The sequence below is a fragment of the Pseudomonas sp. P7548 genome, from assembly GCF_013386585.1.
Taxonomy (GTDB): Bacteria; Pseudomonadota; Gammaproteobacteria; order Pseudomonadales; family Pseudomonadaceae; genus Aquipseudomonas.
Map to the genome: position 1 here is coordinate 1 of NZ_JACARO010000070.1, position 19707 is coordinate 19707.

The 19707-nt window shown below is 55.4% G+C and carries 15 protein-coding genes, 4 tRNA genes and 1 rRNA gene; all 20 read left to right on the forward strand.

The genetic code is table 11. The features are described 5' to 3' along the window. Positions 1 to 47 precede the first annotated feature (47 nt). The 20 genes from rrf to tuf all read left to right on the forward strand — a co-directional run bounded on the left by rrf (position 48) and on the right by tuf (position 19583). A 5S ribosomal RNA gene (gene rrf / locus HX803_RS24395) occupies positions 48 to 163 on the forward strand. 167 nt (positions 164 to 330) lie between these two features. Beyond that, positions 331 to 1290, forward strand: coding sequence for a bifunctional biotin--[acetyl-CoA-carboxylase] ligase/biotin operon repressor BirA (gene birA / locus HX803_RS24400; protein ID WP_178924228.1), 960 nt, complete (start codon positions 331 to 333; stop codon positions 1288 to 1290). Then, positions 1280 to 2029 (forward strand): pantothenate kinase, encoded by a 750-nt coding sequence (locus HX803_RS24405; protein WP_178924231.1) that lies wholly within the window; start codon positions 1280 to 1282, stop codon positions 2027 to 2029. The genes birA and HX803_RS24405 overlap by 11 nt, the downstream gene beginning before the upstream one ends. Before the next feature lie 7 nt (positions 2030 to 2036). Beyond that, a complete protein-coding gene (locus tag HX803_RS24410) occupies positions 2037 to 2480 on the forward strand; it encodes a hypothetical protein (protein ID WP_178924233.1) in 444 nt (147 codons plus the stop codon). 143 nt (positions 2481 to 2623) lie between these two features. Next, positions 2624 to 2708 (forward strand) — tRNA-Tyr (locus tag HX803_RS24415). A gap of 24 nt (positions 2709 to 2732) precedes the next feature. Beyond that, positions 2733 to 2806 (forward strand) — tRNA-Gly (locus tag HX803_RS24420). Between the two features lie 26 nt (positions 2807 to 2832). Further along, positions 2833 to 2908, forward strand: a tRNA-Thr gene (locus tag HX803_RS24425). 161 nt (positions 2909 to 3069) lie between these two features. Continuing rightward, positions 3070 to 3145 (forward strand) — tRNA-Trp (locus tag HX803_RS24430). A gap of 45 nt (positions 3146 to 3190) precedes the next feature. Further along, positions 3191 to 3559 carry a preprotein translocase subunit SecE gene (gene secE, locus HX803_RS24435; protein WP_003194658.1) on the forward strand — a complete coding sequence of 123 codons (369 nt, stop codon included), beginning with the start codon at positions 3191 to 3193 and terminating at the stop codon, positions 3557 to 3559. A 9-nt stretch (positions 3560 to 3568) separates the two neighbouring features. Continuing rightward, the gene (nusG, locus tag HX803_RS24440; RefSeq protein ID WP_003176436.1) at positions 3569 to 4102 is read left to right on the forward strand and encodes a transcription termination/antitermination protein NusG; all 534 of its coding nucleotides are present in this window, start codon (positions 3569 to 3571) and stop codon (positions 4100 to 4102) included. Between the two features lie 117 nt (positions 4103 to 4219). Beyond that, positions 4220 to 4651, forward strand: a complete 432-nt coding sequence (gene rplK / locus HX803_RS24445) for a 50S ribosomal protein L11 (RefSeq protein ID WP_003176435.1) — start codon at positions 4220 to 4222, stop codon at positions 4649 to 4651. Next, positions 4651 to 5346, forward strand: a complete 696-nt coding sequence (rplA, locus tag HX803_RS24450; protein ID WP_003176434.1) for a 50S ribosomal protein L1 — start codon at positions 4651 to 4653, stop codon at positions 5344 to 5346. Before rplK ends, rplA begins: the two co-directional genes overlap by 1 nt. A gap of 198 nt (positions 5347 to 5544) precedes the next feature. After that, entirely contained in the window at positions 5545 to 6045 is a 501-nt protein-coding gene (gene rplJ / locus HX803_RS24455) for a 50S ribosomal protein L10 (protein ID WP_016969477.1), read from the forward strand. A gap of 78 nt (positions 6046 to 6123) precedes the next feature. Next, the gene (gene rplL / locus HX803_RS24460) at positions 6124 to 6489 is read left to right on the forward strand and encodes a 50S ribosomal protein L7/L12 (protein ID WP_053125869.1); all 366 of its coding nucleotides are present in this window, start codon (positions 6124 to 6126) and stop codon (positions 6487 to 6489) included. A 219-nt stretch (positions 6490 to 6708) separates the two neighbouring features. After that, the gene (gene rpoB, locus HX803_RS24465) at positions 6709 to 10782 is read left to right on the forward strand and encodes a DNA-directed RNA polymerase subunit beta (RefSeq protein ID WP_016969475.1); all 4074 of its coding nucleotides are present in this window, start codon (positions 6709 to 6711) and stop codon (positions 10780 to 10782) included. 64 nt (positions 10783 to 10846) lie between these two features. Then, positions 10847 to 15046, forward strand: coding sequence for a DNA-directed RNA polymerase subunit beta' (gene rpoC / locus HX803_RS24470; RefSeq protein ID WP_178924235.1), 4200 nt, complete (start codon positions 10847 to 10849; stop codon positions 15044 to 15046). 216 nt (positions 15047 to 15262) lie between these two features. Further along, entirely contained in the window at positions 15263 to 15634 is a 372-nt protein-coding gene (gene rpsL / locus HX803_RS24475; RefSeq protein ID WP_002555494.1) for a 30S ribosomal protein S12, read from the forward strand. A gap of 118 nt (positions 15635 to 15752) precedes the next feature. Next, on the forward strand, positions 15753 to 16223 hold the full coding sequence (gene rpsG, locus HX803_RS24480) for a 30S ribosomal protein S7 (RefSeq protein WP_002555493.1): 471 nt from the start codon (positions 15753 to 15755) through the stop codon (positions 16221 to 16223). A 30-nt stretch (positions 16224 to 16253) separates the two neighbouring features. Further along, positions 16254 to 18359: an elongation factor G gene (gene fusA / locus HX803_RS24485; RefSeq protein WP_178924237.1), complete on the forward strand. Its 2106-nt coding sequence runs from the start codon at positions 16254 to 16256 to the stop codon at positions 18357 to 18359. A 30-nt stretch (positions 18360 to 18389) separates the two neighbouring features. Next, a complete protein-coding gene (gene tuf / locus HX803_RS24490) occupies positions 18390 to 19583 on the forward strand; it encodes an elongation factor Tu (RefSeq protein ID WP_005791980.1) in 1194 nt (397 codons plus the stop codon). Positions 19584 to 19707 lie beyond the last annotated feature (124 nt).

The following is a 19707-nucleotide window of genomic DNA, read 5'->3' on the forward strand; positions in this document are numbered from 1 at the left end:
AATTTGCTGAAGCGAGGCCAACCGGTCACGACTCAGTACCCGAATTTCTTGACGACCATAGAGCATTGGAACCACCTGATCCCATCCCGAACTCAGTAGTGAAACGATGCATCGCCGATGGTAGTGTGGGGTTTCCCCATGTGAGAGTAGGTCATCGTCAAGATTAAATTCCGAAACCCCATTTGCGAAAGCAGATGGGGTTTTGTTTTGGGCGGTCGAAACGTATTTGACGTTTTTGTTGCATAACCTTTTCGCGCTAAGCTCCCGCCTTTCTATGCAATGGCCTTACGCATGGCTATCATGCGTGCCTCATTGTGAGGCGATACTTGCATGCTGACGTTGTTGAAACTCTTGAAAGACGGTCGATTCCACTCTGGAGAGGCATTGGGTGCCGCCTTGGGCATCAGTCGCAGTGCTGTCTGGAAGCAACTGCAGCATCTGGAGACCGAATTGAGCCTGCCTATCCATAAAGTTCGAGGGCGGGGATATCAGCTGGCATCGCCTTTGATCTTTTTGAGTGCCGAAGAGATCAACTCAAATGCGCCTGCCTTGGGCTGGCCCGTCCATATTTCAGACTCCATTGACTCCACCAATGCTGAAGCGTTGCGCCTTGTCGAGACTGGCTGTGCCGCGCCGCTCCTGGTGCTCGCAGAGCAGCAGACGGCAGGGAGAGGACGGCGAGGTCGGACGTGGGCCAGCCCATTCGCGCAAAATGTGTATTACAGCCTCGTACTGCGCATTGAGGGTGGGCTGAGGCAGCTGGAGGGATTGAGTCTCGTCGTCGGGTTGGCTGTCATGCAGGCTCTGCGTGAGTCTGGGGTGCAAGGCGCAGCGCTGAAGTGGCCAAACGACGTTCTGGTCGGTCGGAAGAAAATTGCCGGAATCTTGCTGGAGTTAGTCGGGGATCCCGCTGATATCTGTCACGTTGTCCTTGGGGTTGGAATTAACGTGAATATGCAGAGGACTGCAGACGTTGATCAGCAGTGGACCTCGGTGCAGTTGGAAGCGGGTTTACCCCTTGACCGCAACCTTCTTGTTGCAAGACTTGGCCTGCAACTGCAGCGCTACCTGGACCGGCATAAGGCCTCCGGGTTTGCGGCGCTCCAGGAAGAGTGGGAGCAGAATCATTTGTGGCAGGGTAAGGCTGTTTCCCTTATAGCGGGGGTTACTCACATTGACGGGGTGGTCTTGGGCGTCGATCGTCAGGGGGCATTGCGGTTGAGTGTTGAGGGGGTCGAAAAGACGTACAGCGGTGGTGAATTAAGCCTGAGGTTGCGTGATGATTCTTGAGCTCGACTGTGGGAACAGCTTCATCAAGTGGCGTGTGCTTGATTTGCCAGCGGTAGGTGCGTTTGCAGAAGGCGTTGTCGGTTCGGATGTCGCGTTGATAGATAGCTTGTCAGCGCTGCCAGGCCTCTTGCTGACACGCTGCCGTTTGGTGAGTGTTCGCGCGTTGGAGGAAACGAGCAAGTTGGTGGCGGCCTTGGAGGCCGCTTTTGGGGTTGTCGTGTCCTGTGCTGCGCCCGCGCGCGACATGGCGGGCGTTCGCAACGGGTATGAGGCGTTTGAGCGCCTCGGGCTTGATCGCTGGTTGGCAATGCTCGGTGCTTTCAAATTGGCCTCGGGTGCCTGCCTGGTACTTGATTTCGGTACTGCGGCAACGGCCGATTTTATTGCTGCAGATGGTGAGCACCTAGGAGGCTTCATTTGTCCTGGCATGCCGCTAATGCGTAACCAGTTGCGAACTCATACCCGCAAGATACGTTACGACGATGCTGCAGCCGAGCAGGCATTGGCGCGCTTGTCGCCAGGTCGTACCACCGTAGAGGCGGTCGAGCGCGGCTGTACGCTCATGCTGAGAGGGTTTGTGCTGACTCAGCTGGAGCTTGCTCGAAGTTACTGGGGGGATGAGTTCACGGTGTTTCTCACCGGTGGGGATGCCGAGCTCGTTTCGGAGGCCGTGCCTCAAGCTCGGCTTGTTCCGGATCTGGTCTTCGTTGGCCTGGCGATGGCGTGCCCTTTGTCCTGAGGTGTTTATGCGTTGGTTGTTTTTGCTTTTGCTGGTCCTCAATGCGTTCTACTACATTTGGCATCAGCAAGAGGCGCCGTTACGGGCAAAGGATGTCACTCCTCTGAGTCTCTACAGGGGCTCGCAGCAGGATATCCGCCTTCTGAGTGAATCCTCCGATGCGGTGCAAAAGCGCGACAGGGCCAAGGCCTCTGAGGTGAATGCCTGTTTGTACCTGGGTGGCTTTGCGGATCAGCGACAAGCATTAATGCTTGAGCAGCGCCTCATCAGTCTGGATATAAAGGTCAAGATGCAATTGCTCAATACGCAGGAGGCCTCTGGTTACTGGCTCCGTGTTGCCCCTGAAAGCAGGCGCCTCGCTGATGATCTGCCCTTTGAAAACCTTGCTAAGGAATTCAATGAGTTAAAACATAAAATAATGTTGTGCGAAGGCGTTGCAACTCTCGATTAGTTTGCATAGAATGGCGCCCGCTTCGCAGTGAAGACCTTTACGGTCAACGGTGTGAAGCGAAGGTCAATGCAGCTAACCTCATATTTTTAAATGAGAAAATGCTTGACAGAAGGTCGGCGTGATGTAAAATGCCGGCTCGCTTAGGAGGGGTTCCCGAGCGGCCAAAGGGATCAGACTGTAAATCTGACGTCTACGACTTCGAAGGTTCGAATCCTTCCCCCTCCACCATTTTTAGCGTGAGCTGCAAGCTCCGCGGGTATAGTTTAGTGGTAGAACCTCAGCCTTCCAAGCTGATGATGCGGGTTCGATTCCCGCTACCCGCTCCAAGTTTGCAGGTTGTGCAATGTGTTTCGCTCTTGTAGCTCAGTTGGTAGAGCACACCCTTGGTAAGGGTGAGGTCAGCGGTTCAAATCCGCTCAAGAGCTCCATATAACAAGGCAGATATGAAAATATCTGCCTTTGTTTTAACAGCTGCCTCGGCTTGATGGTGTTCTGCTTGGCTTTGTTGCTGGGTGATTTCAAGTCTCTTGGGGTTGGTTGTTGTAAAGTCTTTTTCAGGCCTGCATAATGGTCGGCCTGATTTTGTTTTAGGTCAGTAGCTCAATTGGCAGAGCGACGGTCTCCAAAACCGTAGGTTGGGGGTTCGATTCCCTCCTGACCTGCCAGATTCACGTGGTGTGTCTGGCTTTCTTTTCACAGGATCTTCATAGATGACTCCTAAGGCTGAAGCTCAAAGCTCTCGTTTCGATCTGGTCAAGTGGCTCGCCGTAGTCGCGTTGGTGGTCGTAGGCGTTGTCGGCAATCAGTACTATTCTGCTTCGCCGATCCTGTACCGTGTGCTCGCATTGCTTGCTCTTGCTGCTGTAGCTGCCTTTGTAGGCCTGCAGACCGCTAAAGGCAAGTCTTTCGCGGTCCTGGTAAAGGAAGCTCGCACCGAAATTCGTAAAGTCGTTTGGCCGACTCGCCAAGAAACCACGCAGACCACCCTGATTGTGGTGGCTGTTGTTCTGGTTATGGCGTTGCTGTTGTGGGGTCTTGATTCCCTGCTCGGTTGGCTTGTTTCCTTGATTGTTGGCTAAGGGTGTCCCGTGGCTAAGCGTTGGTACGTTGTGCATGCTTACTCGGGTTACGAGAAGCATGTTATGCGCTCTTTGCTGGAGCGCGTAAAGCTGGCAGGCATGGAAGATGGCTTCGGCGAAATTCTGGTTCCCACTGAGGAAGTGGTCGAAATGCGGAATGGCCAGAAGCGCAAGAGCGAACGCAAGTTCTTTCCAGGCTACGTGCTGGTTCAAATGGATATGAACGAAGGTACTTGGCACTTAGTCAAAGATACCCCTCGTGTCATGGGTTTCATCGGCGGTACCGCTGATAAACCTGCTCCAATCACTGACAAAGAGGCGGAAGCAATTCTGCGTCGTGTTGCTGATGGCAGCGACAAGCCCAAGCCGAAGACGTTGTTCGAGCCGGGTGAGGTTGTTCGTGTTACAGATGGTCCGTTTGCTGATTTTAACGGCACTGTCGAGGAAGTTAACTACGAAAAGAGCCGGATCCAAGTGGCTGTGCTCATTTTCGGTCGCTCTACTCCGGTAGAGTTGGAGTTCAGTCAGGTCGAGAAGGTCTAGCTGAGCAAGCATCCCAACCCCACAGTCCTAGGCTGTGGGGTTTTGTCGTCACTGGGATAAACGCGCAAGTAACCGGGGAGCCTTTCGAGGCGTTTGAACCCGTAATTGGAGTGCCTCATGGCCAAGAAGATTACCGCTTACATCAAGCTGCAAGTGAAGGCCGCTCAGGCCAACCCAAGCCCACCCGTCGGTCCAGCTCTGGGTCAGCACGGCGTGAACATCATGGAATTCTGCAAGGCCTTCAACGCCCGTACTCAGGGTCTTGAGCCAGGTCTGCCGACTCCGGTGATCATCACTGTATACAGCGACCGTAGCTTCACTTTCGAAACCAAGTCGACCCCGGCTTCGGTTCTGCTGAAGAAAGCTGCTGGTCTGACTAGCGGTTCCGCTCGTCCTAACACCGTTAAGGTTGGCACCGTAACTCGTGCTCAGCTGGAAGAAATCGCGAAAACCAAAAACGCGGATCTGACTGCAGCTGATATGGATGCAGCCGTGCGTACCATCGCCGGTTCTGCTCGTAGCATGGGCCTTAACGTGGAGGGTGTGTAATGGCTAAGCTGACCAAGCGCCAAAAGGCTATCGCCGGCAAAATCGAAGCGGGCAAGTCCTACAACTTTGTAGACGCTGCCGCCCTGCTGACCGAGCTGTCGACTGTCAAGTTCAGCGAGTCCGTTGACGTTGCTGTAAACCTGGGTGTTGACCCACGTAAATCCGACCAGGTCGTTCGTAGCGCAACTGTGCTGCCACACGGTACTGGCAAGACTGTACGTGTAGCTGTCTTCACCCAAGGCCCGGCAGCTGAAGCTGCTCTGGCCGCCGGCGCTGACCGCGTTGGCATGGATGACCTGGCTGCCGAAATGAAAGGCGGCGACCTGAACTACGACGTAGTTATTGCCTCCCCGGATGCAATGCGCGTTGTAGGTCAGTTGGGTCAGATCCTCGGTCCACGTGGTCTGATGCCTAACCCTAAAGTCGGCACCGTAACCCCAGACGTAGCTACCGCCGTTAAAAACGCCAAAGCTGGTCAGGTTCGTTATCGCACCGACAAAAACGGCATTATCCACACCTCCGTTGGCAAGGTCGGTTTCGACGCCGTCAAGCTGAAGGAAAACGTTGAAGCCCTGATCGCTGATCTGAAGCGTATCAAGCCAGCTTCCTCGAAAGGTATCTACGTCAAGCGCGTTACCCTGAGCACCACTATGGGCCCAGGTCTGGTCATCGACCAAGGCTCGCTGGACGTATAAGACACAGATTGGCGCGAGAGATTGCGCCAATTGAAAAATTGGGGTCCCTGCCTGGCGGGGGCTATCCAAGACCGTAGGCGACGCAAGTCTTAAACCACAAGCCTACGCAGATGGTGCTCCCGGTTCCTTACCGAATCAGACACCAAAACGACATCCGGCTCCGGCCAGATGAAACGGTAACAAGCAGGAGTTAAACCCGTGGCAATTAATCTCGAAGACAAGAAGGCCATCGTCGCTGAAGTCAACGAGGCTGCCAAAGCTGCTCTGTCCGCTGTCGTGGCTGATGCCCGTGGTGTGACAGTAGGCGCTATGACCGGACTCCGTAAAGAGGCTCGTGAAGCTGGCGTATACGTACGTGTTGTACGTAACACCCTGCTCAAGCGCGCTGTTGCTGACACTGAATACAGTGTTCTCAACGACGTGTTCACTGGCCCGACTCTGATCGCGTTCTCCAAAGAACATCCAGGCGCTGCTGCCCGTTTGTTCAAAGAGTTTGCCAAGAGTCAGGATAAGTTCGAGATCAAGGCAGCTGCGTTCGAGGGCAAGTTCCTCGCAGCTAACCAAATCGACGTACTGGCAACACTGCCGACCCGTGACGAAGCCATTTCGCAGCTGATGAGCGTGATTCAAGGCGCTACCAGCAAGCTGGCTCGTACTCTGGCCGCAGTTCGCGAGCAAAAAGAAGCTGCCGCAGCCTAAGGCTGAGCGACTTCTCTCGCGTATTTTTGTTTATTTCGATGGCCGAGTAGGCCGTCCCCCAATTCAGGAAATACAGCAATGTCTATCTCCCAAGACGATATCCTCAACGCCGTAGCTGAAATGTCGGTTCTGCAGGTTGTTGAGCTGATCAAAGCTTTCGAAGAAAAATTCGGCGTTTCCGCTGCCGCTGCTTCCGCTGGCCCAGCTGCTGCTGCTGCCGTTGTTGAAGAGCAAACCGAATTCAACGTCATGCTGACCGAAGCTGGCGAGAAGAAAGTAAACGTGATCAAGGCAGTACGTGAACTGACCGGTCTGGGCCTGAAAGAAGCCAAGGCTGTAGTTGACGGCGCTCCTGCCATGGTTCTGGAAGCTGTTGCCAAAGACGCAGCTGACAAAGCCAAAGCAGTACTGGAAGAAGCAGGCGCTAAAGTCGAGCTGAAGTAAGCATCGACCTTGCGTCTCCAGCCCAAGCGTTAAGCTGAAGGCTGATGGCTGGTGGCTCTTGCCACCGGCCTTTTTCCGTTCTTGGCTGTCGACTCGGTCGCCGCCATTAACGCGCTGTAGCCACCCGATGCGGTGGTGCAAACCATGGGGTTTGCGAGATTTTCTGGCTGCTCCCGTCGGAGGGGCCAAACAAGCAGGTGACCAAGCTGGGGAACGCTGATGGCTTACTCATATACTGAGAAAAAACGTATCCGCAAGGACTTTAGCAAGTTGCCGGACGTCATGGATGTCCCGTACCTTCTGGCTATCCAGCTGGATTCGTATCGTGAATTCTTGCAGGCGGGAGCGACCAAAGATCAGTTCCGCGACGTGGGCCTGCATGCGGCCTTCAAATCCGTTTTCCCGATCATCAGCTACTCCGGCAATGCTGCGCTGGAGTACGTCGGTTATCGCCTGGGCGAACCGGCATTTGATGTCAAAGAATGCGTGTTGCGCGGTGTTACTTACGCCGTACCTTTGCGGGTAAAAGTGCGCCTGATCATTTTCGACAAAGAATCGTCGAACAAAGCGATCAAGGACATCAAAGAGCAAGAAGTCTACATGGGCGAAATCCCATTGATGACAGAGAACGGTACCTTCGTTATCAACGGTACCGAGCGTGTGATCGTTTCCCAGCTGCACCGTTCCCCGGGCGTGTTCTTCGACCACGACCGCGGCAAGACGCACAGCTCCGGCAAGCTCCTGTACTCCGCGCGGATCATTCCGTACCGCGGTTCGTGGTTGGACTTCGAGTTCGACCCGAAAGACTGCGTGTTCGTGCGTATCGACCGTCGTCGCAAGCTGCCGGCTTCGGTACTGCTGCGCGCGCTCGGTTATACCACCGAGCAGGTGCTGGACGCCTTCTACACCACCAACGTATTCAGCCTGAAGGATGAAACCCTCAAGCTGGAGCTGATCGCTTCGCGCCTGCGTGGTGAAATTGCTGTTCTGGACATCCAGGATGACAAGGGCAAGGTCATTGTTGAGGCTGGCCGTCGTATTACTGCGCGCCACATCAACCAGATCGAAAAAGCCGGTATCAAAGAGCTGGAAGTGCCACTGGACTACGTCCTGGGTCGTACTACCGCCAAGGTCATCGTTCACCCGGCAACAGGCGAGATCCTGGCCGAGTGCAACACCGAGCTGAACACCGAGATCCTGGCCAAGATCGCCAAGGCTCAGGTTGTTCGCATCGAGACTTTGTACACCAACGATATCGACTGCGGTCCGTTCATCTCCGACACACTGAAGATCGACTCCACCAGCAACCAATTGGAAGCGCTGGTCGAGATCTATCGCATGATGCGTCCAGGTGAGCCACCAACCAAAGACGCTGCCGAAACCCTGTTCAACAACCTGTTCTTCAGCCCTGAGCGCTATGACCTGTCTGCGGTCGGCCGGATGAAGTTCAACCGTCGTATCGGTCGTACCGAGATCGAAGGTTCGGGCGTGCTGTGCAAGGAAGACATCGTCGCGGTACTGAAGACCCTGGTCGACATCCGTAACGGTAAAGGCATCGTCGATGACATCGACCACCTGGGTAACCGTCGTGTTCGCTGCGTAGGCGAAATGGCCGAGAACCAGTTCCGCGTAGGCCTGGTACGTGTTGAGCGTGCGGTCAAAGAGCGTCTGTCGATGGCAGAAAGCGAAGGCCTGATGCCGCAAGACCTGATCAACGCCAAGCCAGTGGCTGCGGCGGTGAAAGAGTTCTTCGGTTCCAGCCAGCTTTCCCAGTTCATGGACCAGAACAACCCACTCTCCGAGATCACCCACAAGCGCCGTGTATCCGCACTGGGCCCGGGCGGTCTGACCCGTGAGCGTGCAGGCTTTGAAGTGCGTGACGTACACCCGACGCACTACGGTCGTGTTTGCCCGATCGAGACGCCGGAAGGTCCGAACATCGGCCTGATCAACTCCCTGGCCGCGTATGCGCGTACCAACCAGTATGGCTTCCTCGAGAGCCCGTACCGCGTGGTGAAAGACGCTCTGGTCACCGACGAGATCGTGTTCCTGTCGGCCATCGAAGAAGCTGATCACGTGATCGCTCAGGCTTCGGCCACGATGAACGACAAGAAAGTCCTGGTCGACGAGCTGGTAGCTGTTCGTCACTTGAACGAGTTCACCGTCAAGGCGCCGGAAGACGTCACCTTGATGGACGTTTCGCCGAAGCAGGTAGTTTCGGTTGCAGCGTCGCTGATCCCGTTCCTGGAGCACGATGACGCCAACCGTGCGTTGATGGGTTCCAACATGCAGCGTCAAGCTGTACCCACCCTGCGCGCTGACAAGCCGCTGGTAGGTACCGGCATGGAGCGTAACGTAGCCCGTGACTCCGGCGTTTGCGTCGTGGCTCGTCGTGGCGGCGTGATCGACTCCGTTGATGCCAGCCGTATCGTGGTTCGTGTTGCCGATGACGAAGTTGAAACTGGCGAAGCCGGTGTCGACATCTACAACCTGACCAAATACACCCGCTCGAACCAGAACACCTGCATCAACCAGCGTCCGCTGGTGAGCAAGGGTGATCGCGTTCAGCGTAGCGACATCATGGCCGACGGCCCGTCCACCGACATGGGTGAACTGGCACTGGGTCAGAACATGCGCATCGCGTTCATGGCATGGAACGGCTTCAACTTCGAAGACTCCATCTGCCTGTCCGAGCGTGTTGTTCAAGAAGACCGCTTCACCACGATCCACATTCAGGAACTGACCTGTGTGGCGCGTGACACCAAGCTTGGCCCAGAGGAAATCACTGCAGACATCCCGAACGTGGGTGAAGCCGCACTGAACAAGCTGGACGAAGCCGGTATCGTTTATGTAGGTGCTGAAGTAGGCGCAGGCGACATCCTGGTCGGTAAGGTCACTCCGAAAGGCGAGACTCAACTGACTCCGGAAGAAAAACTGCTGCGTGCCATCTTCGGTGAAAAAGCCAGCGACGTTAAAGACACCTCCCTGCGCGTGCCGACTGGCACCAAAGGTACTGTCATCGACGTACAGGTCTTCACCCGTGACGGCGTTGAGCGTGATGCTCGTGCACTGTCCATCGAGAAGACCCAGCTCGACGAGATCCGCAAGGACCTGAACGAAGAGTTCCGTATCGTTGAAGGCGCGACCTTCGAACGTCTGCGTTCCGCTCTGGTAGGCCACAAGGCTGAAGGCGGCGCAGGTCTGAAGAAAGGTCAGGACATCACCGACGAAATCCTCGACGGTCTTGAGCACGGCCAGTGGTTCAAACTGCGCATGGCTGAAGATGCGCTGAACGAGCAGCTCGAGAAGGCCCAGGCCTACATCGTTGATCGCCGCCGTCTGCTGGACGACAAGTTCGAAGACAAGAAGCGCAAACTGCAGCAGGGCGATGACCTGGCTCCAGGCGTGCTGAAAATCGTCAAGGTTTACCTGGCAATCCGTCGCCGCATCCAGCCGGGCGACAAGATGGCCGGTCGTCACGGTAACAAAGGTGTGGTCTCCGTGATCATGCCGGTTGAAGACATGCCGCACGATGCCAATGGCACCCCGGTCGACGTCGTCCTCAACCCGTTGGGCGTACCTTCGCGTATGAACGTTGGTCAGATCCTTGAAACCCACCTGGGCCTCGCGGCCAAAGGTCTGGGCGAGAAGATCAACCGTATGATCGAAGAGCAGCGCAAGGTTGCTGACCTGCGCAAGTTCCTGCACGAGATCTACAACGAGATCGGCGGTCGCAACGAAGAGCTGGACACCTTCTCCGACCAGGAAATCCTGGATCTGGCGAAGAACCTGCGCGGCGGCGTTCCAATGGCTACCCCGGTGTTCGACGGTGCCAAGGAAAGCGAAATCAAGGCCATGCTGAAACTGGCAGACCTGCCAGAAAGCGGCCAGATGCAGCTGTTCGACGGCCGTACCGGCAACAAGTTCGAGCGCCCGGTTACTGTTGGCTACATGTACATGCTGAAGCTGAACCACTTGGTAGACGACAAGATGCACGCTCGTTCTACCGGTTCGTACAGCCTGGTTACCCAGCAGCCGCTGGGTGGTAAGGCTCAGTTCGGTGGTCAGCGTTTCGGGGAGATGGAGGTCTGGGCACTGGAAGCATACGGTGCTGCTTACACTCTGCAAGAAATGCTCACAGTGAAGTCGGACGATGTGAACGGTCGGACCAAGATGTACAAAAACATCGTGGACGGCGATCACCGTATGGAGCCGGGCATGCCCGAGTCCTTCAACGTGTTGATCAAAGAAATTCGTTCCCTCGGCATCGATATCGATCTGGAAACCGAATAACACGTGACGCGAATCGAGAGCGGGGCTGTTTGGCCCGCTCTCTGCTCCGCCAGGAGGAAAGGCCTTGAAAGACCTACTGAATTTGCTGAAAAACCAGGGTCAAGTCGAAGAGTTCGACGCCATCCGTATTGGGTTGGCATCGCCTGAGATGATCCGTTCGTGGTCGTTCGGTGAAGTTAAAAAGCCGGAAACCATCAACTACCGTACGTTCAAACCTGAGCGTGACGGCCTGTTCTGCGCCAAGATCTTTGGCCCGGTAAAGGATTACGAGTGCCTGTGCGGTAAGTACAAGCGCTTGAAGCACCGTGGTGTGATCTGCGAGAAGTGCGGCGTTGAAGTTGCACTGGCCAAGGTTCGTCGTGAGCGCATGGCGCACATCGAGCTGGCTTCGCCGGTTGCCCACATCTGGTTCCTGAAATCGCTGCCGTCCCGTATCGGCTTGCTGATGGACATGACCCTGCGTGATATCGAGCGCGTTCTCTACTTCGAGAGCTATGTCGTTATCGATCCAGGCATGACCACCCTTGAAAAAGGTCAGCTGCTGAACGACGAACAGTACTTCGAAGCGCTGGAAGAGTTCGGCGACGATTTCGATGCCCGCATGGGTGCCGAAGCTGTCCGCGAACTGCTGCACGCTATCGACCTGGAGCACGAGATTGGCCGTCTGCGCGAAGAAATTCCGCAAACCAACTCCGAAACCAAGATCAAGAAACTGTCCAAGCGTCTGAAGTTGATGGAAGCCTTCCAAGGTTCCGGCAACCTGCCAGAGTGGATGGTGCTGACCGTTCTGCCGGTTCTGCCGCCAGACCTGCGTCCGCTGGTACCGTTGGACGGTGGTCGTTTCGCGACCTCCGACCTCAACGACCTGTACCGCCGCGTGATCAACCGTAACAACCGCTTGAAGCGCCTGCTCGATCTGTCCGCTCCGGACATCATCGTGCGCAACGAAAAGCGTATGTTGCAGGAAGCGGTCGATGCCTTGCTCGACAACGGTCGTCGTGGCCGCGCTATCACAGGTTCCAACAAGCGTCCTCTGAAATCCCTGGCTGACATGATCAAGGGTAAGCAAGGTCGTTTCCGTCAGAACTTGCTCGGTAAGCGTGTTGACTACTCCGGTCGTTCGGTAATTACCGTAGGCCCGACCCTGCGTCTGCACCAGTGCGGTCTGCCTAAGAAGATGGCTCTGGAGCTGTTCAAGCCGTTCATCTTCGGCAAGCTGGAAATGCGCGGTCTCGCGACCACCATCAAAGCGGCCAAGAAAATGGTCGAGCGCGAACTGCCAGAGGTTTGGGACGTTCTCGCTGAAGTGATCCGTGAACACCCGGTTCTCCTCAACCGTGCACCGACCCTTCACCGTTTGGGTATCCAGGCGTTTGAACCGGTACTGATCGAAGGTAAGGCTATCCAGCTGCACCCTCTGGTCTGTGCTGCGTACAACGCCGACTTCGACGGCGACCAAATGGCCGTGCACGTACCGCTGACGCTGGAAGCCCAGTTGGAAGCGCGTGCGTTGATGATGTCGACTAACAACATTCTGTCGCCAGCCAACGGTGAGCCAATCATCGTTCCGTCGCAGGACGTTGTATTGGGTCTGTACTACATGACCCGTGAAGCGATCAACGCCAAGGGCGAAGGTCGTGTGTTTGCTGACCTGCAAGAAGTTGACCGTGTGTTCCGTGCCGGCGAAGCCGCACTGCACGCCAAGGTCAAAGTGCGGATCAACGAAACCGTCAACGACCGTGATGGCGGCAGCGTGACCAGCACCCGTATCGTCGACACTACTGTCGGTCGTGCGCTGCTGTATCAAGTTGTACCAAAAGGTCTGTCATACGACGTCGTCAACCTGCCGATGAAGAAAAAGGCGATCTCCAAGCTGATCAACCAGTGCTACCGCGTGGTTGGTCTGAAAGAGACCGTGATCTTCGCTGACCAGTTGATGTACACCGGTTTTGCTTACTCGACCATTTCCGGCGTTTCCATCGGTGTTAACGACTTCGTTATCCCGGATGAAAAAGCCCGCATCATCGGTGCTGCCACCGACGAAGTGAAAGAGATCGAAAGCCAGTACGCCTCCGGCCTGGTAACCCAGGGCGAGAAGTACAACAAGGTAATCGACCTTTGGTCGAAGGCGAACGACGAAGTTTCCAAGGCGATGATGGCCAACCTCTCGAAAGAGAAAGTCATCGACCGTCACGGCGACGAAGTTGACCAAGAGTCCTTCAACTCGATGTACATGATGGCCGACTCGGGCGCACGGGGTTCTGCTGCGCAGATCCGTCAGCTCGCCGGTATGCGTGGCCTGATGGCCAAGCCGGACGGTTCCATCATCGAAACGCCGATTACTGCGAACTTCCGTGAAGGTTTGAGCGTACTCCAGTACTTCATCTCCACTCACGGTGCTCGTAAAGGTCTGGCGGATACCGCGTTGAAAACCGCTAACTCCGGTTACCTGACTCGTCGTCTGGTAGACGTTGCACAAGATCTGGTTGTGACCGAGATCGATTGCGGCACCGAGCACGGCTTGCTGATGACACCGCACATTGAAGGCGGTGACGTTGTAGAGCCGCTGGGTGAGCGCGTATTGGGTCGTGTTATTGCCCGTGACGTATTCAAGCCAGGTACCGAGGAAGTTATCGTTCCTGCTGGCACCCTGGTAGACGAAAAGTGGGTCGAGTTCATCGAACTCAACAGCATCGACGAAGTGATCGTTCGCTCGCCGATCAGCTGCGAAACCCGCTACGGCATTTGCGCCAAGTGCTACGGCCGTGACTTGGCTCGTGGTCACCAGGTGAACATCGGTGAAGCGGTCGGCGTTATCGCTGCCCAGTCCATCGGTGAGCCGGGTACCCAGCTGACCATGCGTACGTTCCACATCGGTGGTGCGGCAAGCCGGACCTCCGCAGCCGACAGCGTTCAGGTGAAGAATGGCGGTACCGTCCGTCTGCACAACCTGAAGCACGTTGAGCGAGTGGATGGCCACCTGGTAGCTGTGTCCCGTTCCGGTGAGCTGGCAATCGCTGATGACTACGGTCGTGAGCGTGAGCGTTACAAGCTGCCGTACGGTGCTGTGATTTCGGTTAAAGAGGGTGACAAGGTCGACGCTGGCGCAATCGTGGCCAAGTGGGATCCGCACACTCACCCAATCGTTACCGAGATGAAAGGTACCGTGACCTACGTGGGCATGGAAGAAGGCATCACGATCAAGCGTCAGACTGACGAATTGACCGGTATGACCAACATTGAAGTACTCGACGCGAAAGATCGTCCAGCTGCCGGTAAAGACATCCGTCCAGCCGTGAAGATGGTCGATGACAACGGCAAGGATCTGTTGCTGCCAGGCACTGACGTTATCGCTCAGTACTTCCTGCCAGCCAACGCCCTGGTCGGTGTAGCGGATGGTGCGAAGATCGCGATCGGTGATGTTATCGCGCGTATCCCGCAAGAAACTTCGAAGACCCGTGACATCACCGGTGGTCTGCCGCGTGTTGCCGACTTGTTCGAAGCGCGTCGTCCGAAAGAAGCGTCGATCCTGGCTGAAGTCAGCGGCACCATCGCGTTCGGTAAAGAGACCAAGGGCAAGCGCCGTCTGGTCATTACCCCGAACGACGGTAGCGATCCGTATGAAGAGCTGATTCCGAAGTGGCGTCACCTGAACGTGTTCGAAGGCGAACAGGTAAACCGCGGCGAAGTTATCTCCGACGGTCCGAGCGATCCACACGACATTCTGCGTCTGCTGGGTGTGAGTGCGCTGGCCAAATACATCGTTAACGAGATCCAGGACGTTTACCGCCTGCAAGGCGTGAAGATCAACGATAAGCACATCGAGACCATCCTGCGTCAGATGCTGCGTAAAGTTGAAATCGCCGAATCCGGCGATTCCAGTTTCATCAAGGGCGACCAGATGGAACTGACTCACGTACTGGTGGAAAACGAGCGCCTGACGAACGAAGACAAATTCGTGTCCAAGTTCACTCGCGTGCTGCTGGGTATCACCAAGGCGTCGTTGTCGACTGAGTCGTTCATCTCGGCGGCCTCCTTCCAGGAGACCACTCGCGTACTGACCGAGGCAGCGGTAACCGGCAAGCGCGATTACCTGCGCGGCCTGAAAGAAAACGTGGTTGTGGGTCGTCTGATCCCGGCCGGTACCGGCTTGGCTTACCACAGCGAACGTAAGCGTCGCCGTGATGCTGACAAGCCGTTGCGCGTAAGCGCCAGTGAAGTGGAAGCTGCACTGACCGAAGCGCTGAACTCCAGCGGTAACTGAGTTCTGCGATAAATAAGTCCGGGCCCTGGCAGCTCCATTCGTCGGATCGAGGCAATTTTGCCCCGGTTCGATGAGAGGGGAGGTCGGGGCCTTGCCTTGACTGGGGGCAAGATCCTCTTTAGACTCTTGTACCCCTAAATTTGGCGGGAATTCGTTCCTGCCATTTTGCTTTTCTTGCAAGACAATAGCGTCGCAAGACAACAGTGGAGCTAGTAGATGGCAACTATCAACCAGCTGGTACGTCAGCCGCGTAAGCGTATCGTCGAGAAATCCGACGTACCTGCGCTGCAGAACTGCCCGCAACGTCGTGGCGTATGCACTCGCGTGTATACCACTACGCCGAAAAAACCTAACTCGGCACTGCGTAAAGTATGCCGTGTGCGCCTGACCAACGGTTTCGAGGTTTCCTCGTACATCGGCGGTGAAGGTCACAACCTGCAAGAGCACAGCGTGGTACTGATCCGCGGCGGTCGTGTAAAAGACTTGCCAGGTGTTCGTTACCACACCGTACGCGGTTCCTTGGATACTTCCGGCGTTAAAGGTCGTAACCAGGGTCGTTCGAAGTACGGTACCAAGAAGCCTAAGTAGTAGCGGCTTTTTGTAACACTGAATCATCTAATTTTCTGAGTCGATAAGAGTAAGGTCGGAGGCGTCCCGAAAGGGCACCGATTCCGAGCGAACCTGAAGACCGTTTGAGGGCTTATCCATGCCAAGAAGACGCGTAGCAGCCAAGCGCGAAGTGCTTGACGATCCAAAATACGGAAGCCAAATTCTGGCCAAGTTCATGAACCACGTGATGGAAAGCGGCAAGAAAGCCGTTGCCGAGCGTATCGTTTATGGCGCGCTGGAAAAGGTTAAAGAACGCAAGAACAGCGACCCCCTGGAAATCTTCGAGAAAGCTCTCGACGCCATCGCTCCGCTGGTCGAAGTGAAGTCGCGCCGTGTAGGCGGTGCTACTTACCAGGTTCCGGTTGAGGTTCGCCCGTCCCGTCGTAACGCTCTGGCAATGCGCTGGTTGGTAGACTTCGCCCGTAAGCGCGGCGAGAAGTCTATGGCTCTGCGTTTGGCTGGCGAACTGTTGGACGCTGCTGAAGGTAAAGGTGCTGCTGTTAAGAAGCGTGAAGACGTGCACCGTATGGCTGAAGCTAACAAAGCTTTCTCGCACTACCGCTTCTAATTTTAGCTTCACTAATTTTGCGAGGGCTTTATGGCTCGTACTACTCCGATTAGCCGCTACCGTAACATCGGTATCGTTGCTCACGTGGATGCTGGTAAAACCACCACCACCGAGCGCGTACTGTTTTACACCGGCAAAAGTCACAAAATGGGCGAGGTGCATGACGGCGCCGCGACCACAGACTGGATGGTTCAGGAGCAGGAGCGTGGTATTACCATTACTTCTGCTGCTATTACCGCCTTCTGGAAAGGTTCCGAGAAGCAGTACAAAGACGAGCACCGCTTCAACGTTATCGATACCCCGGGCCACGTAGACTTCACCATTGAAGTAGAACGTTCCCTGCGCGTACTCGACGGCGCTGTCGTTGTGTTCTGCGGTACCTCGGGTGTTGAGCCTCAGTCGGAAACCGTATGGCGTCAGGCCAACAAATACGGCGTTCCACGTCTTGTTTACGTAAACAAGATGGACCGTGCTGGTGCCAACTTCCTGCGCGTGATCGGTCAGATCAAGCAGCGTCTGGGTCACACTCCGGTGCCGATCCAGTTGGCTATCGGTTCCGAAGATAACTTCCAGGGTCAGATCGATCTGATCAACATGGAAGCTGTCTACTGGAATGACGCTGACAAAGGTATGGTTCCTGTTCGCAAGCCGATCCCTGCCGAGCTTCAAGAGCTGGCTGACGAGTGGCGCAACAACATGGTTGAGGCTGCTGCCGAAGCCAGCGAAGAACTGATGAACAAGTACCTCGAAGGTGAAGAACTCACCAACGCGGAAATCAAGGCCGCTCTGCGTCAGCGTACCATCGCTGGCGAAATCGTCCTGGCTGTTTGCGGTTCCTCGTTCAAGAACAAGGGTGTTCCCCTGGTTCTCGACGCCGTTATCGACTTCCTGCCTGCTCCAACCGATATTCCTGCTATCAAGGGTTCGAACCCTGATAACGAGGAAGAAGAGATGGAGCGTCACGCAAGTGATGACGAGCCGTTCTCGGCTTTGGCGTTCAAGATCGCTACCGACCCATTCGTGGGTACTTTGACTTTCGTCCGCGTTTACTCGGGCGTGTTGGCATCCGGCGACGGCGTGATCAACTCGGTCAAAGGCAAGAAAGAGCGTGTGGGTCGTATGGTGCAAATGCACGCAAACGCCCGCGAAGAGATCAAGGAAGTACGCGCTGGTGACATCGCGGCCCTGATCGGCATGAAGGACGTCACCACTGGTGAGACTTTGTGCGACGCTGCCAAGCCAATCATCCTGGTTCGCATGGACTTCCCGGAGCCGGTTATTTCGGTTGCCGTAGAGCCTAAGACCAAGGATGACCAGGAAAAAATGGGTATCGCTCTGGGCAAGCTTGCTCAGGAAGATCCATCTTTCCGCGTCAAGACTGATGAAGAGACTGGTCAAACGATCATCTCCGGCATGGGCGAGTTGCACCTGGACATCCTGGTTGACCGGATGCGCCGTGAGTTCAACGTCGAAGCCAACATCGGTAAGCCTCAGGTTTCCTATCGTGAGCGCATCACGAAGAACTGTGAAATCGAAGGCAAGTTCGTTCGTCAGTCCGGCGGTCGTGGTCAGTTCGGTCACTGCTGGATCCGTTTTGCTCCTGCTGACGAAGGTCAGGAAGGTCTGCAATTCTTGAACGAAGTAGTGGGTGGTGTGGTTCCTAAGGAATACATCCCGGCTATCCAGAAGGGCATCGAAGAGCAGATGAAGAACGGTGTTGTCGCCGGCTATCCGCTGATCGGCCTGAAAGCAACCGTTTTTGACGGTTCTTACCACGACGTCGACTCCAACGAGATGGCGTTTAAGGTGGCTGCCTCCATGGCTACCAAGCAACTGGCCCAGAAGGGCGGTGGTGAGTTGCTTGAGCCGATCATGGCGGTAGAAGTTGTTACACCTGAAGACTATATGGGTGATGTCATGGGCGACCTTAACCGTCGTCGCGGCATGATCTTGGGTATGGAAGACACGGTTTCCGGCAAAGTGATTCGCGCCGAGGTTCCGTTGGGTGAGATGTTCGGTTATGCGACCGACGTTCGCTCCATGTCCCAGGGTCGCGCAAGCTACTCTATGGAATTCAAAAAATACAACACAGCTCCGGCGCACATCGCTGAAACTGTATCCAAAAAACAAGGCTGATTCAGTCCTTTAGGCAAGGAGTTAATTGTCGTGGCTAAAGAAAAATTTGATCGTTCCCTACCGCACGTAAACGTTGGCACCATCGGCCACGTTGACCACGGTAAAACCACTCTGACCGCTGCTCTGACTCGCGTCTGCTCCGAAGTTTTCGGTTCGGCTCGTGTTGACTTCGACAAGATCGACAGCGCACCAGAAGAAAAAGCTCGTGGTATCACCATCAACACCGCTCACGTTGAGTACAACTCGACTATTCGTCACTACGCTCACGTTGACTGCCCAGGTCACGCTGACTACGTGAAGAACATGATCACCGGTGCTGCCCAGATGGACGGCGCGATCCTGGTTTGCTCGGCCGCTGATGGTCCGATGCCACAAACCCGTGAGCACATCCTGCTGTCCCGTCAGGTAGGTGTTCCGTACATCGTGGTTTTCCTGAACAAGGCTGACCTGGTAGACGACGCTGAGCTGCTGGAACTGGTTGAGATGGAAGTGCGCGATCTGCTGAGCACTTACGACTTCCCAGGTGACGACACTCCGATCATCATCGGTTCTGCTCGTATGGCTCTGGAAGGCAACGACGAAAACGAAATGGGCACCACTGCCGTTCGTAAACTGGTTGAAACCCTGGACAGCTACATCCCAGAACCAGTTCGTCTGACTGACAAGCCGTTCCTGATGCCAATCGAAGACGTGTTCTCGATCTCCGGTCGCGGTACTGTTGTGACTGGTCGTATCGAGCGCGGTATCGTTCGCGTTCAGGATCCACTGGAAATCGTTGGTCTGCGTGACACTACCGTTACCACCTGCACCGGTGTTGAAATGTTCCGTAAGCTGCTCGACGAAGGTCGTGCTGGCGAGAACTGCGGCGTTCTGCTGCGTGGTACCAAGCGTGACGACGTTGAGCGTGGCCAGGTTCTGGTTAAGCCAGGTTCGGTTAAGCCGCACACCAAGTTCACCGCAGAAGTTTACGTTCTGAGCAAGGAAGAAGGCGGTCGTCACACCCCGTTCTTCAAAGGCTACCGTCCACAGTTCTACTTCCGTACTACTGACGTGACCGGTAACTGCGAGCTGCCAGAAGGCGTTGAAATGGTAATGCCAGGCGATAACATTCAAATGACTGTTACCCTGATCAAAACCATCGCAATGGAAGACGGTCTGCGCTTCGCTATCCGTGAAGGCGGCCGTACCGTTGGTGCTGGCGTTGTAGCTAAAATCATCGAGTAATTATCTCTTCTGAGATAGTGCTGATGTTTTGAGAAAGCCCCCGCTCAGCGGGGGCTTTTTTATTGGGTTGACACCTATCTGGGGCGTCTATAGAATTGCGCCTCCTTTTAACGGGCGCATTGCG